Raw genomic sequence first — 20,829 nt, 5'->3', positions numbered from 1 at the left:
TGTTGGTTAGTTCGCGAACTGTTCGTCGGGTTCGTGGTTCTCGATTGTTCGAATAGTCATATCGCCCCCTTCGAGGATCTCGCGGAGACGCTCACGGTCGAACGAGCGCTGATCGTTTCTGAGATCACACCCATATTGATACAGACAAGACGGGCACCCACTGTCGCAGTCACAATCGAACTGGTCACGCATGAGTCCGAGCGCGCGGCTGAATGATTTGAACTCGCCATCAGTCTGCTCGAAGAGGAGTCGTGCGACGTCGGATCCGCCTTCTTGCGACTCGAAGACGTCAACACGCTCTTCGCCGACGTGCTCGGCGAGGTCACGAATGTTCACGCCTCCAAGATACTGTAGTGCGACCCGAACCCCGTGAGCCAGCGTGTGGGATAACTCACGGTCGTCAAGGTCGATACGAACACCCTGCGTGTTGTATTGGTACCCCAATCTGATGAACTGGGAATCTGCACCACGTCCGTCAGGGAAGTGGTCAGGGTCGGCACTGCACCGGCGTTCATCATCACCATCGCGATAGATGACGCCTGGACAGTTCTCTTCTCCACAGACCTCGAAGAGTGTCTCACGGGGATCGACCTCACCGGACTTGTACTTCGTCTTGTAGCTCTTGGTGTGGAGGAGCACCGAGTAATCGCCGTACTCAAGTGTTCCAAGCCGCTCGCCATCGGCAGCCTGAAGCTCAAATGTCCTGTTTGAGTCGAAGTCGAGAATCGACGTCTCACGTTCTGCGTACGTATTTTGCACCTGGTTGTTTGGTTCGTTGTGGAGATGTCGTGCTTCGTCGCCCTCCGCAGTCAATTTGAGGTTATCGTGATATGCCTCGACAGAGTCGAGCATCGTGAGTCGCCGAACCTTGAGCGGCGCATCAGACTCACAGTCGCATCCCTGAGCATCGAGGTCATATGAGGTGTGACACGCTGGGCAAATCAGCTCCTCAGCTAGGCGTTCGCCCTCTACCGCCTCGCTTACTGCTTCGCGAAGGTCGGATCCAGCCTTGTCATCGAGACGAACACGAGAGACAGTATAGGTTTCACCGCTGTCGAGGTAGGCGGCCCCAGGATGGAGTTCGGAGAGTGCCATCTGCATCGCGCGACCGCTTCCCTGGTCACCGAGATTCCGTCGGTCATATCCCTCATCAACCAACGTCAGCCCAGCTGTGGTGGCGACACTTCTCATGGAGAAGTCGTACTTGCTTTCGCGCGACTCTCTGAGGAAGTCAAAGTAACTCGACTTACCCAGAGAAGACAGATAGTCGTCGAGCACCTCTATTCGGTCCTGGAGACCGCGTCGTTCTCGCATGATGCGACTGCGCTCTTCTGACCCGGCACGCTGTTGAGTACGTCGTAGTTTCTGATTCCGCCGCTTCAGATCAGCAAGCTCGTCTTCGAGCAAGTGTCTGTACTCTCGATACCCGCTGATGTAACGCTCGTCGAAGTTATCGAGAGCGTCGTCGACGAGGTGATCGAATTCATGTTGAGCGTATCGGACTGTTCCGTCGCAATCTCTCCGTTCACAGACTCCTCGGTCATCGTCCGTAGCGTATCGGCGTTCGCACTCCTCGCAGTACCGATAATCGAGTAGCGACTCCAGATAGCCGGAGATGTCATGCTTGTGGTCTTCGACAACCTCACCGAGGATTTCGAGCTTCGAATCCACCTCACTAAGAGACAATGTATCAGCGTTGAGTGACATCACGTGAGTCAACTTACTGGCGTCCTCGCGTGCGGCGGCGTCGAGCATGCTACGACGATGGTAGGTGTCGCCACCATCGATAGAGCGTGCACGACCGTGACGGCTAACGTCCCATGGGATAGTGAAGTGAGCCGCAACGTAGTCGAAGACAGCCCATGAAAGCGAGACGCGAAGGACTTCCTCGTTGTGCTCGTTGAGCGGCACCGGTGTAGGTTCCGCGTCAATGAGCTCGTCAGGGTGGTCGTAGTAGTAGTAATCGATGGGATTCCGTTGGCTGACAGAATGAACCATCGACGAGTGTGAACTACGCCCGGCACGCCCAACCCGCTGGAGGTACGCATTCATGTTCGGGGGCGTCCCGTACAGGAGGAGCGCGTCGAGTGCGCCGATGTCGACACCGAGTTCCATCGTTGGACCCGATGAGAGGTGGTGCGGGTAGTTCTCCTCGCGGAAGAGATACTCTAACTCACGGCGCTTACGTTTGTCAGTTGTTCCCAGATACTCCTCGGAGATGAGGATTCGTGTTCGCGAGTATTCAGCGCGGTGAGCTCGCTGTGAGAACCGAGGATGCGACACCGACGCACGATCCAAGAGTGATGCTCCTGAACGGACAGTCGACTGGGTGTCTAAGCCGAACTGGTGCTGTAACGTCGTGTAGTATCGCTCTTTGTTGGGGTCGAATCGGATGTTGTCTCCGTCGCCAGCAACCGTGACCTCGAGTGCGGATGGGTCAAACGAGACGTAGTCTTCAGAGTGACCATACTCAAGGATTCCCTGGTTGACTAACGCTTCGACAACAGCTCCGGCAGATCGGTCAGGACTCGGTGAGTCGAATTTTTCCACCCGATAGTCATTGCCTTCGTCCGCAAGTTCACGAACGATGGCGCGCTCGTCATTCTCGAGTTCGCTCAGACCAAAGGCGAGGCGGACGTCAAGTAGGCCAACTTCGTCGAGAGGGCCATCTCGTTCGCCTAGCCGCTGACTGTAGGTGTGCCTGAGTGCACGACGAGACAACCGATCTCGGAGTGCGTTATTCTCGTCCCACCTCTTCCGAGGTTGACCCTTCAACCGTGATTTGAGATTGAATTCGACTCTCCGTGCAACTTGTGGAGGTTCTAATTCGTCGTTGACCCTGTCGACGGTCTCGTCTGCATGTTCGAGGACACGGTCGAAGCGAATCCATTGGTTGCCATCGTCATTGGACGATGCACTCTCAATCAGGAGTTGGTCCAGTAACGTTTCCACTTCTGGCTCAGAGAAGTCCCGACTGAGTTCTTTCATGTCGCGGTGAGAGTCAGCGAACGAGAGGAGTTTCGCTGCTTGCTGGCCTTCTTCGTCGGCGACTGCCCGAAGCATGTACTGCGAGGTCGTCACCGCGAGGTTACTCGGTCCACGCATCAGTTCGTCGAACCGACGGCCAATCTCGTACCGGGCATACCTATGCGGGCACGGGACGGCCGACGGTTGTGAACTCATGTTGTGAATCCAACCGTGGGTATCGACTGTCTTGTACGCCTGGTGGTGACCAGTTCGAGGATGAACGTCCGGGTTATCGCAGTCGCACCCCTCGTCACCCAAAAACGCTGTGTCACACGACCGGCAGTAGTGGTCATGTCGTATTTCGAAGAGTCCGCGCTTTACAAACGATAACTCTCCGCAGTCGCACTGCTTAGGGTCACTCTCGAAGTGAACTCGGTCGCAGTCATCGTTTGTGCAAACCCACGGAAGAAATCGTGTCGGAGTGATACTGGAGCCACAATCAACGCAGTGGTTGGGGGACTGCTCTGTCCGATCGTAGATCCTCCCGCAGTCAGGACAGTCGAACTGACCGCCAGTTGTGCTTACCTCGAAGTCAGTGCCTTCGCAGTGAGTGCAGACATGTTCTGGTTCGTGTGTCGCCCCGCATTGTGGGTTGATACACGTGAACGTCTCAGTGTCGGTCATGACGGTCTTAGAGCCGCAGTCCCGACATTCGAGATTCGTCGTTCGCTCTGATTGATTCCCGCAATCCAGGCACTCGAGGAACGGTTGAAACGTCGTTCGGACCATCTGAACGACATCATCTCGGCCAGACTCGCATCGTCGACAGATATGGACCTCATCCTGGTCCACCGTGCCATGCTCAGTCGGTGTGTATGGTTCCAGTTGGTCACAACTCGGACAGTACCACGCGACGAGGTGCTCGTCACTACAATGACGGCAGTAGGTGGTTCGCGTTACGAAGCCGAACCCACATTCTCGACAACCGTCTTGTGGCGACCGATACGCCGCATCACACGACGGGCACGTGTAGAAGCCATCAATCGGCCAGGAAAACACGTGGCTGCGGTTCTCCAACATACCTGAGAACTCCCCGAGTGTGCGGACGTTCGACACCAACGTAGACGTCTCTTCGCCGTCGAGGTCAAGCGTCGTGGCTAGTGTGTCGTGTAGGTCCGACCGCGTGAGGGGTTCGTTGTACAGTAACTGGTGGACGTATCGAACAACCTGTGCTCCCGAATCGTCATCAGCCTCGGTGAGATGGTCGAAGAGCGCATCACTCACCAGAGTCTCGCGCCGGTCACGGTCATAACTCGACGAATCATCGAGTGTATATTCAAACCCGTCGAGCCCCGGAACATCATCGTCGGGGTCCGCCGTCGAACCAAGAATGCGGTCGACGGTCAAACTATCCGACGTTAGTTCGTCTGGGACTTCAGTTGGAACGGACCCATCGAGGTCACGAGGTGACTCACTCACTTGCTTGATGTCGACAGCACCACTCACTTTCTGGAACAGTTCGACGTCGTTCTCGACGGTTGCACTGCTCGCGATGAGTTGCAGGTCTTCAACGCCGCGTTCCTCCCGCAGCGACTGAATCCGCTTCATCAGCGTCGAGGTGTAACTCCCGAACAAGCCATCGTAGGTGTGAACCTCGTCGAACACGAGGAACTCGGGCTCATAAATGAAGCGCTCATGTTCGTCTTCGGCGTTAGTATTGATGAGCCGGTAATTGATCGTGTCTGGGTTAGTGAGTAAGATGTCGACACCGTTCTCGAGGATGTCGTATTTTGTTAGACGCAAGAAGTCAAGCGGGACGTCATTCGGATCATCATCCTCACACTTTGCCTTTTCAGGGATGAGTTTGAACCGAGAACCCGTATTCCGGATTCGGACACCGCCACCGCAGTCTTGGCACTTAGCGAGCTCGTCGTTGTACCCTGGGCACTCGAAGTGACGGAACGTCGCGTTGAGGTATCCCTCAGACCCCGATTCACTAACGTTTCGCGGCGTGTCACCGTCGTAGATGCCGACCGTGATTTGCTGTTCTGACTTCAGTTGTTTGTTGATGAGGTAGAGGTACTGAAGGAGACGCTTCAGTTGGTCCTGTGCAAGCGCCTTTGTCGGGTAGATGAGCGTGGCTTTGACGCTGGTGTCGTTACTGTCCCTACCGTACCGCTTGTCTTCGAGGATACGGTTGAGAATCGGAATGAGCCATGCTTCGGTCTTCCCCCGTCCCGTTGCGGCTGTGATGACGGTGTCGTCGCCTTCGAGGATAGCCTTAATGCTGCGCTCCTGGAAGTCGTACAACCGCTCGAAGCCAATTTTCGAGAAGGCACGGCGGATGTGTGGTTCAAGACGTACCGATCGGGCGAAATCGTTCCACTGACGGGTGCTCCAGTTCGGGATGTCCAGAGCCTGGAGATATGGTCCGCGTATTCCCGTCAGGTCGTCCTCACCCTCGGCGAGCCGATTGGCGACGCTACGTGCCGCGCGCCCACCACGACCAATGAAGTAGTCGTGGTACGCATCCTGCATCTGCTCCGCGCGGGCGACGGGGTCTTTCATTGTTAGAGGCTCAGTTCCACGGCCGATTCGAGTTCATCAACGCGCTTCATCTCCTTGAGGGAATCAAGCGAGACATCAGCTAAGGTGAGTTTTTGGGACTTGCTGAGCGTCTTTACGTCCTCGATAGTCGAGTCCGAGAGGTTGTGTTTCGCCTGGAAGTCGTCAAAGCTCTGGAGCGACTGATGTTCCTCCCAGTTGCTGACGGCGTTGTTCCACTGGGAAACGAAGTTCGATGCAGATCCACTCGGGTCCATCAACTCTCGAGTCAGGAGTTGATGCATGTGGTTGAGCGTACGCGAGAAGTCACCATTCTTCCCCCCGAGAATCTCTTGCAGTTCTTCTGCTGCACCAACCTTTGTACTCCAGTCTTTTCGCTTCGACTCGAGTCGACTCTCGATGATATCGACGACGTTGTTGACCTGACGCTTCGCTGACTTGATGTGTCCGATTTGCGTCTCGACTTCGGGGGTCAGTTGGACTTCTGGGTTACCACTACCCCCGCTTTCTTCGAGATCAACGTCGTCGTCCATCTCGTTATTCTGGATGTTACCCAGTAAGTCCTCTTGTGTCGTCTTGATAGCCTTTTTTGCGGCCTGTGAGGCGCTACCAGTCATTGTCGGTGGCGAACCATCGAAGGCACCTTCGAGGACCGTCTTGTAGTACCGAAGGTCCCGAAGGCTCGAGATAAGCTTGTCGAGTTCGCGATTTACTTCGCGGATGTTGTGCCGGGCGACCGAGACGTGGAACTGGGTGTTCTCTGCTTGCTTGTGCTCTTTGGCCTTATTTTCTAGAGCCTCGACAACGTTGGGTAGTGACTGAGTGTTGGGCATATTATAGATCCTCCGTGATATCAGTGATTTCCTGCCGTTTCTGTTCGTACTCGGTGTACTCACTAAGTTGCTTGATTCTGTGGTCGAGGTCGGCCCCAGTGGAGTGTTCTTGGTCTTGAAGATCACTGATAAATGAGTTCAACGCCTCGTATAACTTCCACGCACGCTGCTCGTGGCGACTGCGAGCGAAGTCGTGCAATCGAGCGACGAGCGTCACGCCGGTCGCATCGTCCATGTTCTGGAACCGCTTCACGTCTTTCCCGAAGGGCGTGAGCTTCACCTCCTCGGGTGATTCAGTAAGGATCTCGTGGACTTCCTCGTAGGTCGGGTTGATGGGCACGTCCATCGCACCGGCACAATTGTATAGCGTCTCGAACCACTCAGCAAGGTCGTTGACCGTGTGACTGCTGTCGTACCACCGCTCGGCGGGTTTGAGAGCGGACTGGATATGCGAAGCGTCTTCCTCCGCAGTGAGTCGCTGGAGTTCGGCCGCGTAGTCGGAGATACAACCGAATAGCGTCGAGACTTTTGTCTTCGCCTGTTTGCGAGTCGAGCCGATTTTATACGCATCGGGCAGGTCGCCCGCATCGATCATCATCGCGTCGTCAACGTGAGTTTCGAAGTCGGCAGCGACCTCTCGCCGCGCTTCTGCCAGACGGTCGTGGTCGACGACGTTCGACTTGAGGAGGAAGAAGCCCTCGATGAGGTCGTTGATGTCGCTCGAATACGTGGTTAGGTTGTTGAAGGCCTGCCCAAACGCACTACTTCGGTCGAAGTTTTCGACGATTGGCTTCCCGTACGACTGATTCGCATCGTACTCTTCGAAGACAAGTTCAGCGGGAATCTCATCGCCTTCGACCTCTGTCCCCTGTGCAGCGTTGACAAGGAAGAACTGTGCCAGCACGAGCGTTTTCTCGATAGTGAGCCCTTCGGGAAGACAGTCTTCGATCTCCTGACGCATTTCACGCTTGAACTGCGCGACGTTGGTGTCGGCCCACGCCCGTAGTCGGTCGAAGTTGGTATCATTGGTATCGAACACCTCAAAGAGACCGTACTCAAGCATTGGGGTGTAGAGGTCGGCGTGTTCTACGCCCCACTCAAGTTCGATATCGATGCTTGCCTGTCGCTGCTGGTCTCCCTGAATTGATATTGGGATGTTGTCACCGCGTGCGTAGTAGATCGCACTTGCGGACCGCGTCGATGCGTTTGGGTTACTGAGGCGGGTCGGGTCGTGCCAGCGTTCGAGGACTTCGACTGCGCCATCGTGAAGCGTGTCGGAACTGGGGTATTCCTCACCGTTTGTAACCCAGTCTTGGAACTCCTGGAACTTGTGCTGACGCTCACGCTCTTCCTCCGAGAGTTCGGGTTCGTCGATGACGGTTACGTCGTCATCTTCCTCGTCGGGATCGGTCTCACCATCATCCTGGTCGTCTCCACCAGTTTCTTCATCGCTATCGTAGTCGTCCTCGTCCTCATCGGTCTCGTGCTTCGGCGTCGGTGGGTTCTTGATTTTGTCGAGGACGGCGCTTCCCTTGCCCTTATCGAACACAACGTACTCACCCCTCACTGGTGCCACGTCGCTGTCAGGGAGGTCGATTCCAAAGGTTTCGAAGATACCGACCTTGACGCCGACACCACCTTCGACAGGAACACCGTACCAGCGGCTGAGATCCAGATATATCTGGTCGTACTTCATGTCGATCCCGAAGGTAGGGGTATCGACGAAGGAATTCGACTTCATCGCCTCGTAAGGCGGCCAAGACGACTTCAGACAGTGTTTTACGACACGAAGCAGGAGCAACCGTGGTGTCTTGCGGTCACTCCCCTCGTCGTTCAGTTGGCGGTATGCGACGTGGACGAACCGCTCGTTGAATGGGTACAATCCGTCGAAGGAGTCTTCGACATCGTCGGGTGCCGATCCGGTGGTGGAGTGGCGCTTAATTGCGTTGAGGTACGACCGAGTGAGCTCGACAGAGACGTCGTCGTCGAGGAAGTACGCCGCACCATTCTCGTCGGTCATCGTCAGGTACCCCTCGGATCGGCCTTTCATGTACGTGGCCGCATCCGAACGGGTCATCGCGTCGTCGATGTTATCCTGTTCCCATCCAATTGTCCATCCGAGGACAATGTCATAGTGACTACTACTCAGTTCGAAGATGTGGTCGAGAAGTTGCTCCTTCAGGACGGAGAACGTGGTTAGGTCTTCGCAGATGAGGACCGGCCGGATACCTTTCTCCTGATACAGTTCAGAGTACTCCTGGAGTTGCTCTTTGAAGTTGCCTACGAGGTTGTTCGAGAGATACTCGTGAGCTTGGTTCTTCAGCGCAGGGAAGATCAACTCACTCTCCTCTCGTAACTTATCACCGAAGCTCAGAGTCAGACGCAGGTCGCGGTAGTTATCTCGAGTGAGGAGTTTGAAGTCCGGATTCTCGTCACGGGACTCCAGAGCCTCCTGGTAGTCTCGAATATTCTCGGCGAATATATCACGGAGGTCCGTTCCGTCGTCACGCTCTTCGGTGAGCTCACGCAGTTCCTCATCCGTGAGCAGACTGGTCGACCAGTACCCACGAAGGAGTCCCGCGATTGGTTCGGCCAGATCGTAGGGGTCGCTCCCCTGAATGTTCCTGACGTCAGTGTCAACACCAAGCGGTTCGGTGAGAACGTCGATGATCTGGTCCATCCGAGTCTGGCTTCGGGACACGTGAAGCGCAACGTAGTCCTCGATACCGTCGTCGTCTTCACCAAAGCCGTTGATCTGGTACTTCGTCCACTCACAGAGTTGGCTCTTCCCGGAACCGGGTTCACCGCGAACGATGAAGATTCGGTTTGGGTCGTCGAGGTTGGAATCTGTGATTGATTCGAGTACGTCTTCCTGAGTGACAAAGTCGCCCGAAACGCCGAGAGGAGTCAGCGTATCGGCCCAGATTCGGTCGATGTCGACGTGAGTTTCTTTGAACTGTTCGGGCGTCTTCGTCGCCGTGTGTGCTTCCGAGGTGATGAAGTGGTCAACTTCGTTATCATCCCAGTAGCACGGCATCTCGCTGCCGGCTGAGAGTTGTTGAGCGTCTTGACTCATTGTTGGGTGAGGAACTGCGTGAGGGGGTACTGGTAGGCCGTTTCGTCAGGGTGCGATTGGATCGAGATGCGGGTCACGTCACGTCGGTTCCCTCGAACGTCCTCGTTGAGGTTCTCCGGTGGAATTTTGACCGCGTTCTGTGAGTCACCAGGACTCGACAGGGAGATGACGCCATCATCTTCCATGTTGCGAAGTACGTCGGCAATCGCTGGGTGGACACGGGGCGTTCCCGCGCGCTCTTCGTAGACACTGAAGAGATTATCGTTGATCCAATCGAGTGCACGACGGAATTCCCCATTCTTGGTGGTGACGTCGTCGTAATTCGGGTTCCCGTCAGAGCTCATCGGAGCGAGGACGAGTGCATCGTGCATCAGAGCCCGGCAAGGACTCAGGGTAATGTCGTCTTCGGACTCGATAATCAGTCCCAATTGTTCGCTCAACGTCACCCACATGTCGATCTTCTCGTCGGTCCAACTGAAGTCGTAGTCAGTCTCACGCTTCAGAATAGTGCGGAGGTTGTCACGGTCTCCGTTCACAGTTCGGCTTCCTTCGTTCAGCAGAGCTCGATAAACTGCTGCGAAGTGTGTTTGCCGTCCCCCCTGTTGGTTGCAGTGGTACAGGAGTCGTGCTTCGAACGGTAACCCAACGAGGTGACGCTCGTTGATGCGCTCGACAGTGTCCCTGATGTCTCCCGAGGGACTCTCGACCAAGTCGACCGCGTTCAGGAACCGAACCGTCTCTTCGACGTGATCGGTTTCGACTCCGCCGCTAGTCGGCTTCCCGAACTTCTTCGTGAGTTCGGAGACGGAGGTCGGGCCTTGGATTGCGTTGTAGATGTGTTTGAGTTCCGGTGCTCGCACCGAGATGAACCCGGTGAGTAGTTTGTCCGGCTTAGAACTGGCCGGTGTGAATTTTGTGCTCATGCATCCTCCTGATGGCGATATCGGTATGCGTCAAGGCGTTCTTCTTCGTAATCCACCCACTCAAGCATGTCCAGCATACTATTCGCGATCTTCTGTGTGGGGCCTCGCTCGGTCCACGAACGGAGTGCCTCGCGGATACGCTCGGTGTAGTCTTCGAGAACCTGGTCAGCATCCTCGCGGATGAGATAGTAAATCGGATCCCAGGCTGGACTGTCCGCTGGAAGCTGTGTGTAGTCGAAGAGGTCGGGGATTGAGCCCGCATCGAGACCCAACCGCTTGTGGTGGGCCGAAATCTGATGGAAGTACAGATTCTGTGTCGACGATAGCGGAAGGTCCGAGTCGAGATTGTACTGGAGATACCGCTTCAGTAACCCCTTGTACTCGACGACAGTACACTCGAACTCATCGACAAACGATTTACCCGGTTTTCGGGTATGGCGTGGCATCTTTGGGGAACCCGTGTCAGTGACGATTACGTACGGTACACCGTCGGGGCGCTTCCGAAGCAATCGGCGAACAACGTCTTGCTCGTCGTAGACACTCTCATCATCCCGTAATTCTCCAGTCAGCATCTCTTGGCTGACATAGTGAATTAGTGGAAATCCGACGTTGGCTACTCCGTTCGCTCGCAAGTCTTCGTTCGGGAGGAGTTTGTATTCGACAAGTCGCAACCCATTATCGTAGATACCAGGATGGGCGACTCGGTCGAGGCCGAACTGTGCGAGAAACGGCAACGAACGGAGTTGTGCACGTGCTTGTGAACCCGTCTTCGCGAGTTGTGGGTCTCGGAGTACGAAAACTGAGTCTCGTGTTCCGATGAAATCAGCGAGTGTGGGGCTTTCTGAGTCGGGCGGATCGGGTGGGTCTTGCATGGTTCGCTTGGGAATCGTTGTTGGCGTCGAGTGTGGGATAGACGCCGGCGCTCGCACCCTCAACATAGCCGTGGCTATGCCGAATCAGCCGTTTAGGCCGTTTCGAGTGAATTCGACCGGATGATACTTTCATCCCGAGTTACATAAACCTGTCGCGGAAGTGATAATTTTCAGGGCAGAGATATCACTACCGCAGATAGGTGGGTGTCACCCGATTGCGGACTGTGCGAGCAATTATCAATTCTGTCGGGATTTATCAAATAGTTATCGCAAGTGAAACATATTGGTGACAATTGCAGTAATTTGGGACGGTCTGAGTGGACACAGACCGGTTCCCTCGTAATATTGCCTCGTACGCCCCCAATTGTGTGGGAGAATCACACCAACTGTTGCACTGATTCGGAACAGTAACCAGGTGGCATATCCAATTTGTAGATATGAGAACCTACCTCGCCCCCTTAGGATTTGACAGTCGGCGTGTCGTTCGACCAGTTCTTAGCATGGGTCTTGACGAAGAAGACCGAGTTATTCTGTTACAACCAGCGAACGGTTCTGAGCGAGGCGAAGACGCCTTCGGGGAAGTAGAAGAAGTTCTCACACAGGTAGTCCCTGGTCTTGATCTGGAGTCAGAATACCTGCCCTATACAGATTTTATCGAGACAACCCTGTATTGCGCCGACCTCATGCAGGCATCAAAAGGTGAAACCATCGTCATCCTCGGTGGGGGCGCGCGTGAGATTCTATTGCCGTTGACAGTCGCGACATTCACGAACGAGAGTTACGTCGAGACAGTACTCCAAGTCGGAGATATCGACAGTAGCGTCCGTCGTATTCCACGTCTAAACCTTCGTGGGAACGTCTCAGACGCCGAAGCAAAACTACTCATTGAATTATCGAAACTGAACACACCCCTGTCGATAAGCCAAATTGCTAGTGAGCTCGAGAAATCAAAGAGTACAGTTGCTCGCCATGTCGATAGTTTGGAATCAGAATGTTTGGTCATAACAGAAAAAGAGGGACGGACGAAAACGGTTACTTTGAGCGACAGTGGCCGTGTATTCTTGAAAGGGAGGAAAGAAATATTCATCTGATATTTTCGTTGATATCGAGGTGAACTCAGTATTGAGTCCGGTTTGTCAGTAATTGCATTGTGATAATTCGGCCATACCGACGAGTTCTAATTTAATTCGTGATTTCGATAATAGGGGATCGAGCCGTTCGTTTATTTTTGACCGTTCTCTAAGATCTCTTCCCGTCGGTCCTGTAGGAATTTTAGTGCGCCCTCAAGGTCGTTATCTGCACCCAGTCGTTGCCAAGTATATGTTGGAGTCCCATTTGAGACATTGACTCCGAACTTCTCAAGGATACCCTGTTGGACTTCATTAGCAGGTACTCCCTCCCAGGGGCTCGGAAGATTCGGGTCATCGCTCTTCCGCGGAACGACTGCGTATCGGGCACAGTAATCGATTACCAATTTCATTTTTTTACCCGCATCCTCGTACGCTGTGATTCGTTTTCTTCCCATCTCCCCCCGAAATAGTTGTCCGGCATACATAACAGTTCAGCAAAACATAGTTCAATTAGCGACTCATCGTTGGTGTCCATTCATCGAGCGACTGATTTGCCATTCATTCTGGGAGTTGTTGTTTCGATTTGTATCCTCCATAGGACAATCCACAGGTTCCTACACCAAACGACGATATTGAAACTCGCAGCCAGCACCGCTATATGGCGATACTCTGACTGTTCGAATTGTTCACCCGAAGTTCAGAGCCGAAGCAACCGAAAGCGAGTACGCCAGTTCGTCACTCTGGACGGACGACTTCGTCGCATGAATAGCATCTGCGAACACGCCAGTTGACCCATCGGCCTGCTCAAACTCAATGAGCGACTGGTATGCCTCAATCTCTTCGCCGCAGTCTGGGCATCGACCAAACGCCGTCGAATCATTCGTCAGAGGGGGATTGTGGAGACGTGTGTGACACAGATTGTCTCCACTAGTGTGCACACGCTGCCACAGCAAAGTTGTTTGCCCAGAATGATATTCACCACATACATTCATGAATTGTGTTCATTAACTTTGTTCACTAGATCAGATTTCTCCGCAGACCGCTGTAATCATGGATGAGCATAGTCTCACCCAGCCATGGCGTTCGTTGTGTTTGTTCATTGGAGATATTCAGCCCGTTTGTTCATTGTGTGTATTCATTGCTGAACACAACGAATGAATGCCTCTGTTGAACACAATGAGTGCATGCACAGAAGGTTCAAGGTGATGGTTCATCATGAACACAGTATGCTCACATATTCGACCTACAGCGAGGCAGGCGGGGTCGGGAAGACGACCACCGCAGCAAACCTGGCGGTTGCGCACGCTCGGGCAGGGTTGAAACCGCTCGTCGTTCCACTTGACCCACAAGACGGCGATCTTTCACGTCTCTTCGGGGTTGACGACCAGCGGACGGATTCAGTCGATAACATTGTCCGGCATATGATTCGACGCCCCAACGGCGACTTTGACGATCTCATTCGGACCGTCGAAGGTGTCGACATCGTTCCGGAGCACAATATGCTCTCAGATTTAGCCGATTTTCTCCAGCGAGAGAAAGACCAGGCCGAAGCCATGGGCGAAGCATTCGGGATGCACGCACAGTTACTCCGTGTACTCCGCGAGGCCGGCGTCCCAGAGGAGTACGATGTACTGATCTGTGACCCGCCAGCAACTGAAGGGCCACACCTCTACAACGCGATTCACGCGACGCGGTCGCTTGTCATCCCGGTTGAGCCAAGCGCAAAGGGCCGTGCAGCAGTTGAAGGGCTTGAGGCTCTCGTCGCCGGGTTTGAAGACCAACTCGAGATTGACGTTGGTGTGCTCGCCGCCGTGCCAACCGGATTCAAAAACACACGTGACCAACGGCAGGTTTTAGCTGAAATCGACTATCCGATCCCAGAGATCATCAGCGAGCGTGCCTCCCTGATGGAGGGGTGCTGGATGGAGCAATGTTCGGCGTTCAAATACGTCCGTGAACATCGTGATCGTCGCCGTGACTACGAAATTGAAACGCTTGCTCAGTTCGACCGCATCGCGAGACATCTCGAAGAACAGGTTGGTATCGAAGCGCCAAACCCCCCGGAACCGGGTGACGTCGATCACGAGGTGGTGACGGTATGACTGGCATGAAGAAAGGAGCTGGTGAAGATCCGTTTGCAGATGACTCGTCGACTGACTCGACGACCGATACAGAGACTCAGACGAAGGAAACAGAGCCTGAACAGGCCGAAGAAACGAATTCGAACCAAGCCGAGGGCGAAGACACCCAAGAGTCTCGCCAGCAGATCCAGATTCCATACAAATTCCGCCGTGATGGCGTCCAAGACGGTCGTGACCGGGTTCCGCTGTTCTTACAGAAGGAGACAAAAGTCGCAGAGCGAGACGCCCTCCGGGAGTTCGAAGACCGGTTCGAAGAGAACGTCTCGCTCACCGATCTCCGTGAAGCGCTCATGAAGGTCGGCCTGCAGCACCTCGATGAAACAGAAGAGTGCCTCGAAGAGTGGGGCTACGGGATGACGTTCGACTAGCCAAGAAACGGCGCTTACAGCAGTGTGGGTGCGAAAGTCGACAGTTGGCGGTCGGCCACGGTCCGAGACTTGGAATCCGCTGGGAGGTTTGTTGACCAAGAGAACGAGCGTCGTTTCCCTGGTAGCCCATTCTAAGGACCAAAGAGTTCGAAGGTAGCGCAATAATAGTAGATATCTTACATTCTCAATTACCTCATTGTCCCACAGAGACAACGAGGATTAGCAAAATATTGGCGAGTCTGCGAGTTAGTTGATGAATCTTATGTCGCTATATCAAACTCCCTATGTGGTTTGACACCCACAATCTCGGAGGATAAGCAGTTTTAGCGCTTTTTGCCGCTGGATTAGGCTGTATACGGGATTGAGGCCTCGAGATCTCCAATACAGGTATCGGACTCTATCTCGCCGACACCTTGGTCACACACTACGGGGGGCGGTTTGAGTCGAACACAATGAACCAACGGAGACCTCCTTCGTCGTTGAACTCCACGCACTACTGACTGATCACAGATTAACCAACACCTACCGACCTACAATTCATGTTGGTTAACGCTACGAAGGCTTATTCTTGAATGGAGAAAAAGCAAATTTAATCCTATCAGACAATTCGTCAGACACACCACTTTTGCCAGTAAAACCCGTAGACACAAGCGTCACCAAATGTATTGGCAACGGTGGTCTAATCTAGATTCCACGTATTTTTGACAGAATATCAAACTCGACGTCGACAGGTGAAACTGGCAATAGTGGACAGGTTATTGGCAACACTGGCAACGGGGGTCACCCCACAACAGAGGGGTTAGTCTAACGTCCCGTTCTTTTTTGCGAGTTCGCGGATGCCTTCTAAATTCCCAAACTCACTTTCTAGTGCATCCAACGCCGATGACAGCGACACGTCCAAATCGTACTCGTTGTAGTTCCCTCGACCACCACTCGAATCAACCAACTGCAACACACCATGGAGGTTCAGATCCGACAGGTGGTCGTGTACGCGCCGACGCTTCAGCGGCTCTTGCCCATTCTTTCTTGCAACCTTCTGGTACCGACGATAGATTGCCTTTGTCCGTTCGGGCGTTTCTCCTCGAGCAGCCAGTTGGCATACTGTCAACAACACATGCTGCCCATGTTGTGTCAACGAATGCATCCCTTCAACGACCTGCTGGCGCTGAATCTGGAACTCCCCCTCGCGGACATGTTCCTCTGTTACAAACGCGTCCCCACCGGCCCGTGCTTCAGACTCTGCAATATCGACTGCCTTCCGCAACAGTCGAAGTGCCTGTCGAGCCGACCCAGAGTCTCGTGCTGAAAACGCGGCACACAACGGAATCACATCATCTTCCAACACATCATCATACAACGCAATCTCTGCTCGCTCGCGGAGGATGTTTTGGAGTTCGCCAGCATCGTATGGCGGGAACAAAATCTCCTCCTCGCAAAGTGTGTCTTTAACTTTCGGGGACAGATTATCGCGGAATTTGAAGTCGTTACTGATGCCGATGACGCCCAACTTCACGTCCAGGTCCAATTGTGAACGTGCCCGCGGGAGCTCGTACAGAATATCATCGTCCGATCCGATGTTATCAATCTCGTCGAGGACAACCAACACGGTCCCCCCAATATCTTCTAAGTCAGCGTAGAGCTCACGAAACACGCGCTTTTGTTGATAGCCAGTCTCACTGATCGGCATCCGTGAAGACGACACATTTGTTAGTGGGTGATTCGGCTCTCGAATCTCGTTCACGAGGTTCACCGCGACTTGGTACGACGTATTGCAGCCAGTACAGTTCAATTCGATAATATTCACGTCGACATCGTCGTACTGGTCAGCTGATTCCTGAAGTTCTTTGAGTAGATCGTGTGTGGCCGCAGTCTTCCCGACACCCGTGACCCCGTACAGAAACACGTTGTTCGGCTGCCATCCTTGAATTACCGGCCGGAGGGCTGCCGCGTATTCGTCGAGTTCAGCGTCTCGTTCCTCAAGAGTCTCAGGCTGGTAATCGTCTCGCAACACGTCGTTGTCTCGAATGATGAATGACTCCCGAGTGAACCGGCCCATGGATTGGACGATGTTGCTATGTGTGATAAAACCACGGGTGCCAGTATGACCAATAACCATACCCCCGTTGCCAGTACCGCCAATATCACGGTGGCTTATAAAAGACACTCTCTCCACTATTGCCAGTATTCTCTCGTAGGAGAGGGTCAGAGTTCAAAATGAAGTAATTAACAGAGTATCGAACTATATCTACAGCTTTGCTTTACTAATTCTTTTCTAGTGCGGATTTGGTTTTACTACTGTTAACATAAAACTATCGCATAATCAGTATTGGTACGAGTAGTCTTCTACTCGTTCGAGTAGTTTTACTGGCAAAGGTGGTGTGTGTGTGTTATTTAAATCGAGCGAATACTGGCAGTACTGGCAACGGGGGTGTCCCGAGAACAAATTCTCTAACGGATCTACCTTTGATTTCGAGAGTTCCACGCTTTCGCCATCTTTACTGGCAATAGTGGACTGGTTATTGGCAGTACTGGCAACACCGGTGTTTCAACCAACTATCATGACGGGTTGGTATGTACAATACGAGAGCGGTACTATCTGCTTAGACCAGTCTAAAACGCGATCAGATTACAGCCATGGAAATTGCTCTTGCTACTCATTGGGGTTGACTGGGCCTTTATATTTAGACTTGATTTTGTCTCCCTCTCTCCACTGCCAGTAGTAGTATCGGTTGTCGTTGATCTCTTTGATGGTGATCGTCGCCTTCGTAGGGACATCATCTGGAAGGTCCTCGGGCCGTTCTTCGAACTCACCTTCCGGTTGATTTTCTTCGATACGAGTCTCGCGCTCCTTGTGTTCGGCCAACTCTTCGGCATAGCGGGCAACGTCTCGGAGACGGGTCGGTGATAATTCATTGAGGGCATTGACGACTTCTGTAGGGAGGTTCGTCGGCGGCGTCGGTGGTTCGTCGGACATCGGTTGCTGCCTCGTATTAACCAACACGAAGCGCTCACCGAAGATACTGTTAGTTAAGTTTATAATCTGACTTCCAGATCACTCCTTCGACCGACTTCTCTCCGCCGGGTAGAGGCGTTTTAGCCATGCAAGCGTTTATACGCTGGAAGGGTCAAGACTAGGTTGACCAATGAGTCTTGATGAGGCGGTTGACGAAGCACTCGCGACGTACAATATGTCGCGCAGCGAAGAGGCCGAGGAAACGGGCCGAACAGTCGCCACGCTCCAAGACTAACAGAGCCGCTTAGTCGAGGTTCCGAATCTTTTCAGCGAACTCTGCTTTCAATAGCCCTGGCGTTTCCCTCAGCTCTGGATAGCCTGCGCGTTCGACAGCCTCCTCGACGAACTCGATCCAGAGCTCTTCATGCTGCTCCGCGTAGACGACCTTCGCCTCACTCGGGTACATATCCAGCTCGTATGCAGTCAGGTCGATCTCGACTGCGTGTTTCCGTTCAAGCGTTCTCGCGCCGAAACGGTACAGGTGCTTGCAGAGGACGTTCTTCCGCCGAACGGTTAGTAGCCGCTTTGACTCGTTGATGTACTCGTTTACCCACTCTCGCCAGTCGTACGATTCTGGATCGACTTCGACGGACGTTTCCGGCATCGAGAAATCCGAGTTCAGACGTCGGAGGTAGAACTGAACTAATGCGACAGCAGTCCGGTGGTTGGCGTTCGGAAGTGCGTGTTTCAGAATCAGGTTTGAGGCGAGCCGGCCTGCAACGGCTGTTGCTGGGCCCTCCCAGACCGTCCGATCAAGCACGTCCGGCAGCGCGTCGACATCGATTTGCTTGTATGCCTCGACGGGAAGGCCCTCTTCTTCCTCGTTCTGAGCGATGAGGGCGCGGTAGATCTCGAGCAGCCGAACGACGATGGTTCTGTTGTCCTCGCTCATCTTCGCGAGTGACGCTTTGAGATCGAAGTTGATCTCACGAACAGGGCCACCATCGACACGGGACGTGTAGCCGACGTAGAACGCTTCGTCAATCTCGCACTTCTGAACCTTCACAGCGACGTCGTCGTCGTAGTTGACGATATGCGAGACGACTTCAGTAGGGTCTGGATGCACGAAGTCAAGAGAGAACTGCTTGTCACCGGGATGGTGGTAGTAGACGTGGCCCATCTGGTATTACTCTTTCATCAGTACATATAGTGACTACGAGAATTCTACACCGGTCTTGGATATAGATGATCATTTAGTACCTAGTTTGGCATGTCATCACACTTCATATCGGCCAGTAAATATATAATATTCCATCAATCTGATTGACATGTACGCACCGCAAGACAATCGATGTGGAACGATACCGAACACATGATCTCCCGCTCAGTCACCGTCGAAGACATCGATGAGTTGTTCCTCAGGTGGAACGACCATCTCAACGCATCGGCCCTCTATCGGCAAGCCCTCCGCGACGAGATGCAACTTCGCGACGTTGAGCCGCACGAACTCCGCGCACAACTCACCGAAGCGCGTGAGTTGGGCTACTCGCTCGATGAGATTGCAACTATGACGAGTCGCTACGCCGACCTCCAAGCGCTCGTGTACGACCACACCGAGTGACCTCATGTCTGACTCACACTCCCCAACTGACGCTCGCTCCGCCGACCAGCAACGGCCCTCCCAATCCATCCTCCGACACGTCGCGATCGGCGGCGTCCTGTTCGCGCTCGTTGCCGTCCAGCCAGTTGCCGCACAAGACAGCGTGGTCTGCAGCGCTGAGAAATTGCCGGGGATGGTTGAGGGCTTCTTCCAGATCACGACGACGCTCGGCTTCATTGGGTTGGCAGTCATCTGGCAGGCCGACTCCCTCGCTGAGATCTTCACCGCCAGCCCCGAACAGAAAAAGCGACTCAAAGTCCACAAGCGCGCAGCACTCAAATCCGCCCTCATCTTGGCGGTGCTCGGCCCGCTGTATTCCGTTGTGGCGTCGATTATGGGCCTCCCACTTGGGGACTGTATGAATCTCACTCCCTGGTAAGCGCCCCACCAATCCACCTTTGCCCTCCCATGGAGCATCGAGTGCCCTCCGTACTGGTAGCCGCGTTGCTCGTGTCGAGTTCCATTATCGGCCTCGCCACGGCACAGCCCCCGAGACCAGGGACTGAGACAAACGGCCTCACGGAAAACGAGTCGGCAACGCTCTGGTCTCGTGATAGCGACCGCTACGTCAGCCAACAAGACTACCAGCAGCAGTACGGCGATGACCGAACGGCGCTCCACCAACTCGCCAACGGGACTGACATCACGTTCACGCGCCCGCCGGCAACGGCCGCGACGTGGACGCGCAACGATTTCGCTGATCTCGACGCCGGCGGGCCCAACACGTCGACGTACCCGCCCCACGCATCACTCGAAGATGGGACGTTCATCGACGATGCGCACGCGACGATTTTCGCAGTCACCCCATCGACGCGCGGGCATCTCGACGCAGGTGAGACACCGCTCTATATCGCTCCTAATGGGACGGTTCGTGGACTCGTCGATTACCGCGTTCGCGTTCCAACTGGGACCGAAACGGGTAATCGGACTACCGACTGGGAACTCGTCTCCCACGAGATTGAGAACATCCGTCTGAAAATCGATGGCATTCCAGTCGCAACTGCGAGCGGCACTCACACGCCAGAATTACAGTATCACACCACTCACTCGTGGAGCGCGAACCTCACGCTCGAAGCGAACATCTCCGTTCGCCTCAAGAAGACCGTTGAGACAACGGTTGGTGGCGAACCTGAGACGACAGTCAACTACCGGACCGAGACACGAACCGTCTCGGACACACTCGATACCGAGATTTACGACCTCGCGGCGTACCCCTACTACGCGCAGTATCCGAACGGGGATACTGGCGTCGCGATTTTCCAGTCCCGGCCGTGGCAGGGCTATACGCTCACCGACGATGAGAGCTCCCGGGTCCGTGGTGTCTGGCGGTTCTACACCGCTCGCAACACGAACTGGGACACACTCGTCACATCGACCGGGACGTCGACAACTACGGAACAG

The 20,829-nt window shown here is 54.1% G+C and carries 15 protein-coding genes and 1 pseudogene; 6 read left to right on the top strand and 10 right to left on the bottom strand.

The annotated features are described in order from the left end of the window. Positions 1-6: 6 nt before the first annotated feature. From AUR65_RS11505 to AUR65_RS11485, 5 genes are read right to left on the bottom strand one after another with little or no spacing between them, the layout of a single operon-like run. On the bottom strand, positions 7-5,535 hold the full coding sequence (locus AUR65_RS11505; RefSeq protein ID WP_058567010.1) for a DEAD/DEAH box helicase: 5,529 nt from the start codon (positions 5,533-5,535) through the stop codon (positions 7-9). Positions 5,536-5,537: 2 nt separating this feature from the next. Further along, positions 5,538-6,365, bottom strand: a complete 828-nt coding sequence (locus AUR65_RS11500; protein WP_058567009.1) for a hypothetical protein — start codon at positions 6,363-6,365, stop codon at positions 5,538-5,540. A gap of 1 nt (position 6,366) precedes the next feature. Next, positions 6,367-9,441, bottom strand: a complete 3,075-nt coding sequence (locus tag AUR65_RS11495) for a hypothetical protein (protein WP_058567008.1) — start codon at positions 9,439-9,441, stop codon at positions 6,367-6,369. Then, the gene (locus AUR65_RS11490) at positions 9,438-10,364 is read right to left on the bottom strand and encodes a hypothetical protein (RefSeq protein ID WP_058567007.1); all 927 of its coding nucleotides are present in this window, start codon (positions 10,362-10,364) and stop codon (positions 9,438-9,440) included. The genes AUR65_RS11495 and AUR65_RS11490 overlap by 4 nt, the downstream gene beginning before the upstream one ends. After that, entirely contained in the window at positions 10,361-11,236 is an 876-nt protein-coding gene (locus AUR65_RS11485; protein ID WP_058567006.1) for a hypothetical protein, read from the bottom strand. Before AUR65_RS11485 ends, AUR65_RS11490 begins: the two co-directional genes overlap by 4 nt. Positions 11,237-11,673: 437 nt before the next feature. Between AUR65_RS11485 and csa3 the strand changes: the two genes are divergently transcribed. Further along, positions 11,674-12,327, top strand: a complete 654-nt coding sequence (csa3, locus tag AUR65_RS11480; RefSeq protein WP_084816431.1) for a CRISPR-associated CARF protein Csa3 — start codon at positions 11,674-11,676, stop codon at positions 12,325-12,327. A gap of 131 nt (positions 12,328-12,458) precedes the next feature. Here the strand turns inward: csa3 and AUR65_RS19495 are convergent, their stop codons facing one another. Further along, on the bottom strand, positions 12,459-12,761 hold the full coding sequence (locus AUR65_RS19495; protein ID WP_146047404.1) for a hypothetical protein: 303 nt from the start codon (positions 12,759-12,761) through the stop codon (positions 12,459-12,461). Positions 12,762-12,992: 231 nt separating this feature from the next. Continuing rightward, on the bottom strand, positions 12,993-13,298 hold the full coding sequence (locus tag AUR65_RS20600) for a DUF7837 family putative zinc-binding protein (RefSeq protein ID WP_449405009.1): 306 nt from the start codon (positions 13,296-13,298) through the stop codon (positions 12,993-12,995). Between the two features lie 234 nt (positions 13,299-13,532). On the opposite strand from AUR65_RS20600, the gene AUR65_RS11475 reads away from it, so the two are divergent. Further along, positions 13,533-14,408 carry a ParA family protein gene (locus AUR65_RS11475; protein ID WP_058567058.1) on the top strand — a complete coding sequence of 292 codons (876 nt, stop codon included), beginning with the start codon at positions 13,533-13,535 and terminating at the stop codon, positions 14,406-14,408. Next, complete coding sequence (locus AUR65_RS11470; RefSeq protein ID WP_058567005.1) at positions 14,405-14,815, top strand: hypothetical protein; 411 nt, start codon at positions 14,405-14,407, stop codon at positions 14,813-14,815. Before AUR65_RS11475 ends, AUR65_RS11470 begins: the two co-directional genes overlap by 4 nt. Before the next feature lie 799 nt (positions 14,816-15,614). On the opposite strand, the gene AUR65_RS11465 is transcribed toward AUR65_RS11470, so the two are convergent. The 3 genes from AUR65_RS11465 to AUR65_RS11455 all read right to left on the bottom strand — a co-directional run bounded on the left by AUR65_RS11465 (position 15,615) and on the right by AUR65_RS11455 (position 18,948). Continuing rightward, a complete protein-coding gene (locus AUR65_RS11465) occupies positions 15,615-16,871 on the bottom strand; it encodes a Cdc6/Cdc18 family protein (RefSeq protein WP_004967636.1) in 1,257 nt (418 codons plus the stop codon). A 594-nt stretch (positions 16,872-17,465) separates the two neighbouring features. Beyond that, entirely contained in the window at positions 17,466-17,789 is a 324-nt protein-coding gene (locus AUR65_RS11460) for a hypothetical protein (RefSeq protein WP_084816430.1), read from the bottom strand. Positions 17,790-18,072: 283 nt separating this feature from the next. Further along, complete coding sequence (locus AUR65_RS11455; protein WP_058567003.1) at positions 18,073-18,948, bottom strand: hypothetical protein; 876 nt, start codon at positions 18,946-18,948, stop codon at positions 18,073-18,075. 192 nt (positions 18,949-19,140) lie between these two features. On the opposite strand from AUR65_RS11455, the gene AUR65_RS11450 reads away from it, so the two are divergent. From AUR65_RS11450 to AUR65_RS11440, 3 genes and pseudogenes are all read left to right on the top strand, one after another. Then, positions 19,141-19,389, top strand: coding sequence for a hypothetical protein (locus tag AUR65_RS11450; RefSeq protein ID WP_008606465.1), 249 nt, complete (start codon positions 19,141-19,143; stop codon positions 19,387-19,389). 4 nt (positions 19,390-19,393) lie between these two features. Beyond that, on the top strand, positions 19,394-19,807 hold the full coding sequence (locus AUR65_RS11445) for a hypothetical protein (RefSeq protein WP_058567002.1): 414 nt from the start codon (positions 19,394-19,396) through the stop codon (positions 19,805-19,807). Between the two features lie 29 nt (positions 19,808-19,836). Then, positions 19,837-20,829, top strand: a pseudogene (locus tag AUR65_RS11440) (hypothetical protein); the annotation flags it as partial.

It is taken from the genome of Haloferax marisrubri (genome assembly GCF_001469875.2).
GTDB classification, from domain to species: domain Archaea; phylum Halobacteriota; class Halobacteria; order Halobacteriales; family Haloferacaceae; genus Haloferax; species Haloferax marisrubri.
This window is presented reverse-complemented; position numbering and strand designations above follow the sequence as displayed.

What these genes read in the sequence shown, in the direction of transcription:
- AUR65_RS11505 (WP_058567010.1), bottom strand. Translation starts at nt 5,535, where the DNA reads ATGAAAGACCCCGTCGCCCGCGCGGAGCAGATGCAGGATGCGTACCAC.
- AUR65_RS11500 (WP_058567009.1), bottom strand. Translation starts at nt 6,365, where the DNA reads ATGCCCAACACTCAGTCACTACCCAACGTTGTCGAGGCTCTAGAAAAT.
- AUR65_RS11495 (WP_058567008.1), bottom strand. Translation starts at nt 9,441, where the DNA reads ATGAGTCAAGACGCTCAACAACTCTCAGCCGGCAGCGAGATGCCGTGC.
- AUR65_RS11490 (WP_058567007.1), bottom strand. Translation starts at nt 10,364, where the DNA reads ATGAGCACAAAATTCACACCGGCCAGTTCTAAGCCGGACAAACTACTC.
- AUR65_RS11485 (WP_058567006.1), bottom strand. Translation starts at nt 11,236, where the DNA reads ATGCAAGACCCACCCGATCCGCCCGACTCAGAAAGCCCCACACTCGCT.
- csa3 (WP_084816431.1), top strand. Translation starts at nt 11,674, where the DNA reads ATGAGAACCTACCTCGCCCCCTTAGGATTTGACAGTCGGCGTGTCGTT.
- AUR65_RS19495 (WP_146047404.1), bottom strand. Translation starts at nt 12,761, where the DNA reads ATGGGAAGAAAACGAATCACAGCGTACGAGGATGCGGGTAAAAAAATG.
- AUR65_RS20600 (WP_449405009.1), bottom strand. Translation starts at nt 13,298, where the DNA reads ATGAATGTATGTGGTGAATATCATTCTGGGCAAACAACTTTGCTGTGG.
- AUR65_RS11475 (WP_058567058.1), top strand. Translation starts at nt 13,533, where the DNA reads ATGCTCACATATTCGACCTACAGCGAGGCAGGCGGGGTCGGGAAGACG.
- AUR65_RS11470 (WP_058567005.1), top strand. Translation starts at nt 14,405, where the DNA reads ATGACTGGCATGAAGAAAGGAGCTGGTGAAGATCCGTTTGCAGATGAC.
- AUR65_RS11465 (WP_004967636.1), bottom strand. Translation starts at nt 16,871, where the DNA reads ATGGGCCGGTTCACTCGGGAGTCATTCATCATTCGAGACAACGACGTG.
- AUR65_RS11460 (WP_084816430.1), bottom strand. Translation starts at nt 17,789, where the DNA reads ATGTCCGACGAACCACCGACGCCGCCGACGAACCTCCCTACAGAAGTC.
- AUR65_RS11455 (WP_058567003.1), bottom strand. Translation starts at nt 18,948, where the DNA reads ATGGGCCACGTCTACTACCACCATCCCGGTGACAAGCAGTTCTCTCTT.
- AUR65_RS11450 (WP_008606465.1), top strand. Translation starts at nt 19,141, where the DNA reads ATGATCTCCCGCTCAGTCACCGTCGAAGACATCGATGAGTTGTTCCTC.
- AUR65_RS11445 (WP_058567002.1), top strand. Translation starts at nt 19,394, where the DNA reads ATGTCTGACTCACACTCCCCAACTGACGCTCGCTCCGCCGACCAGCAA.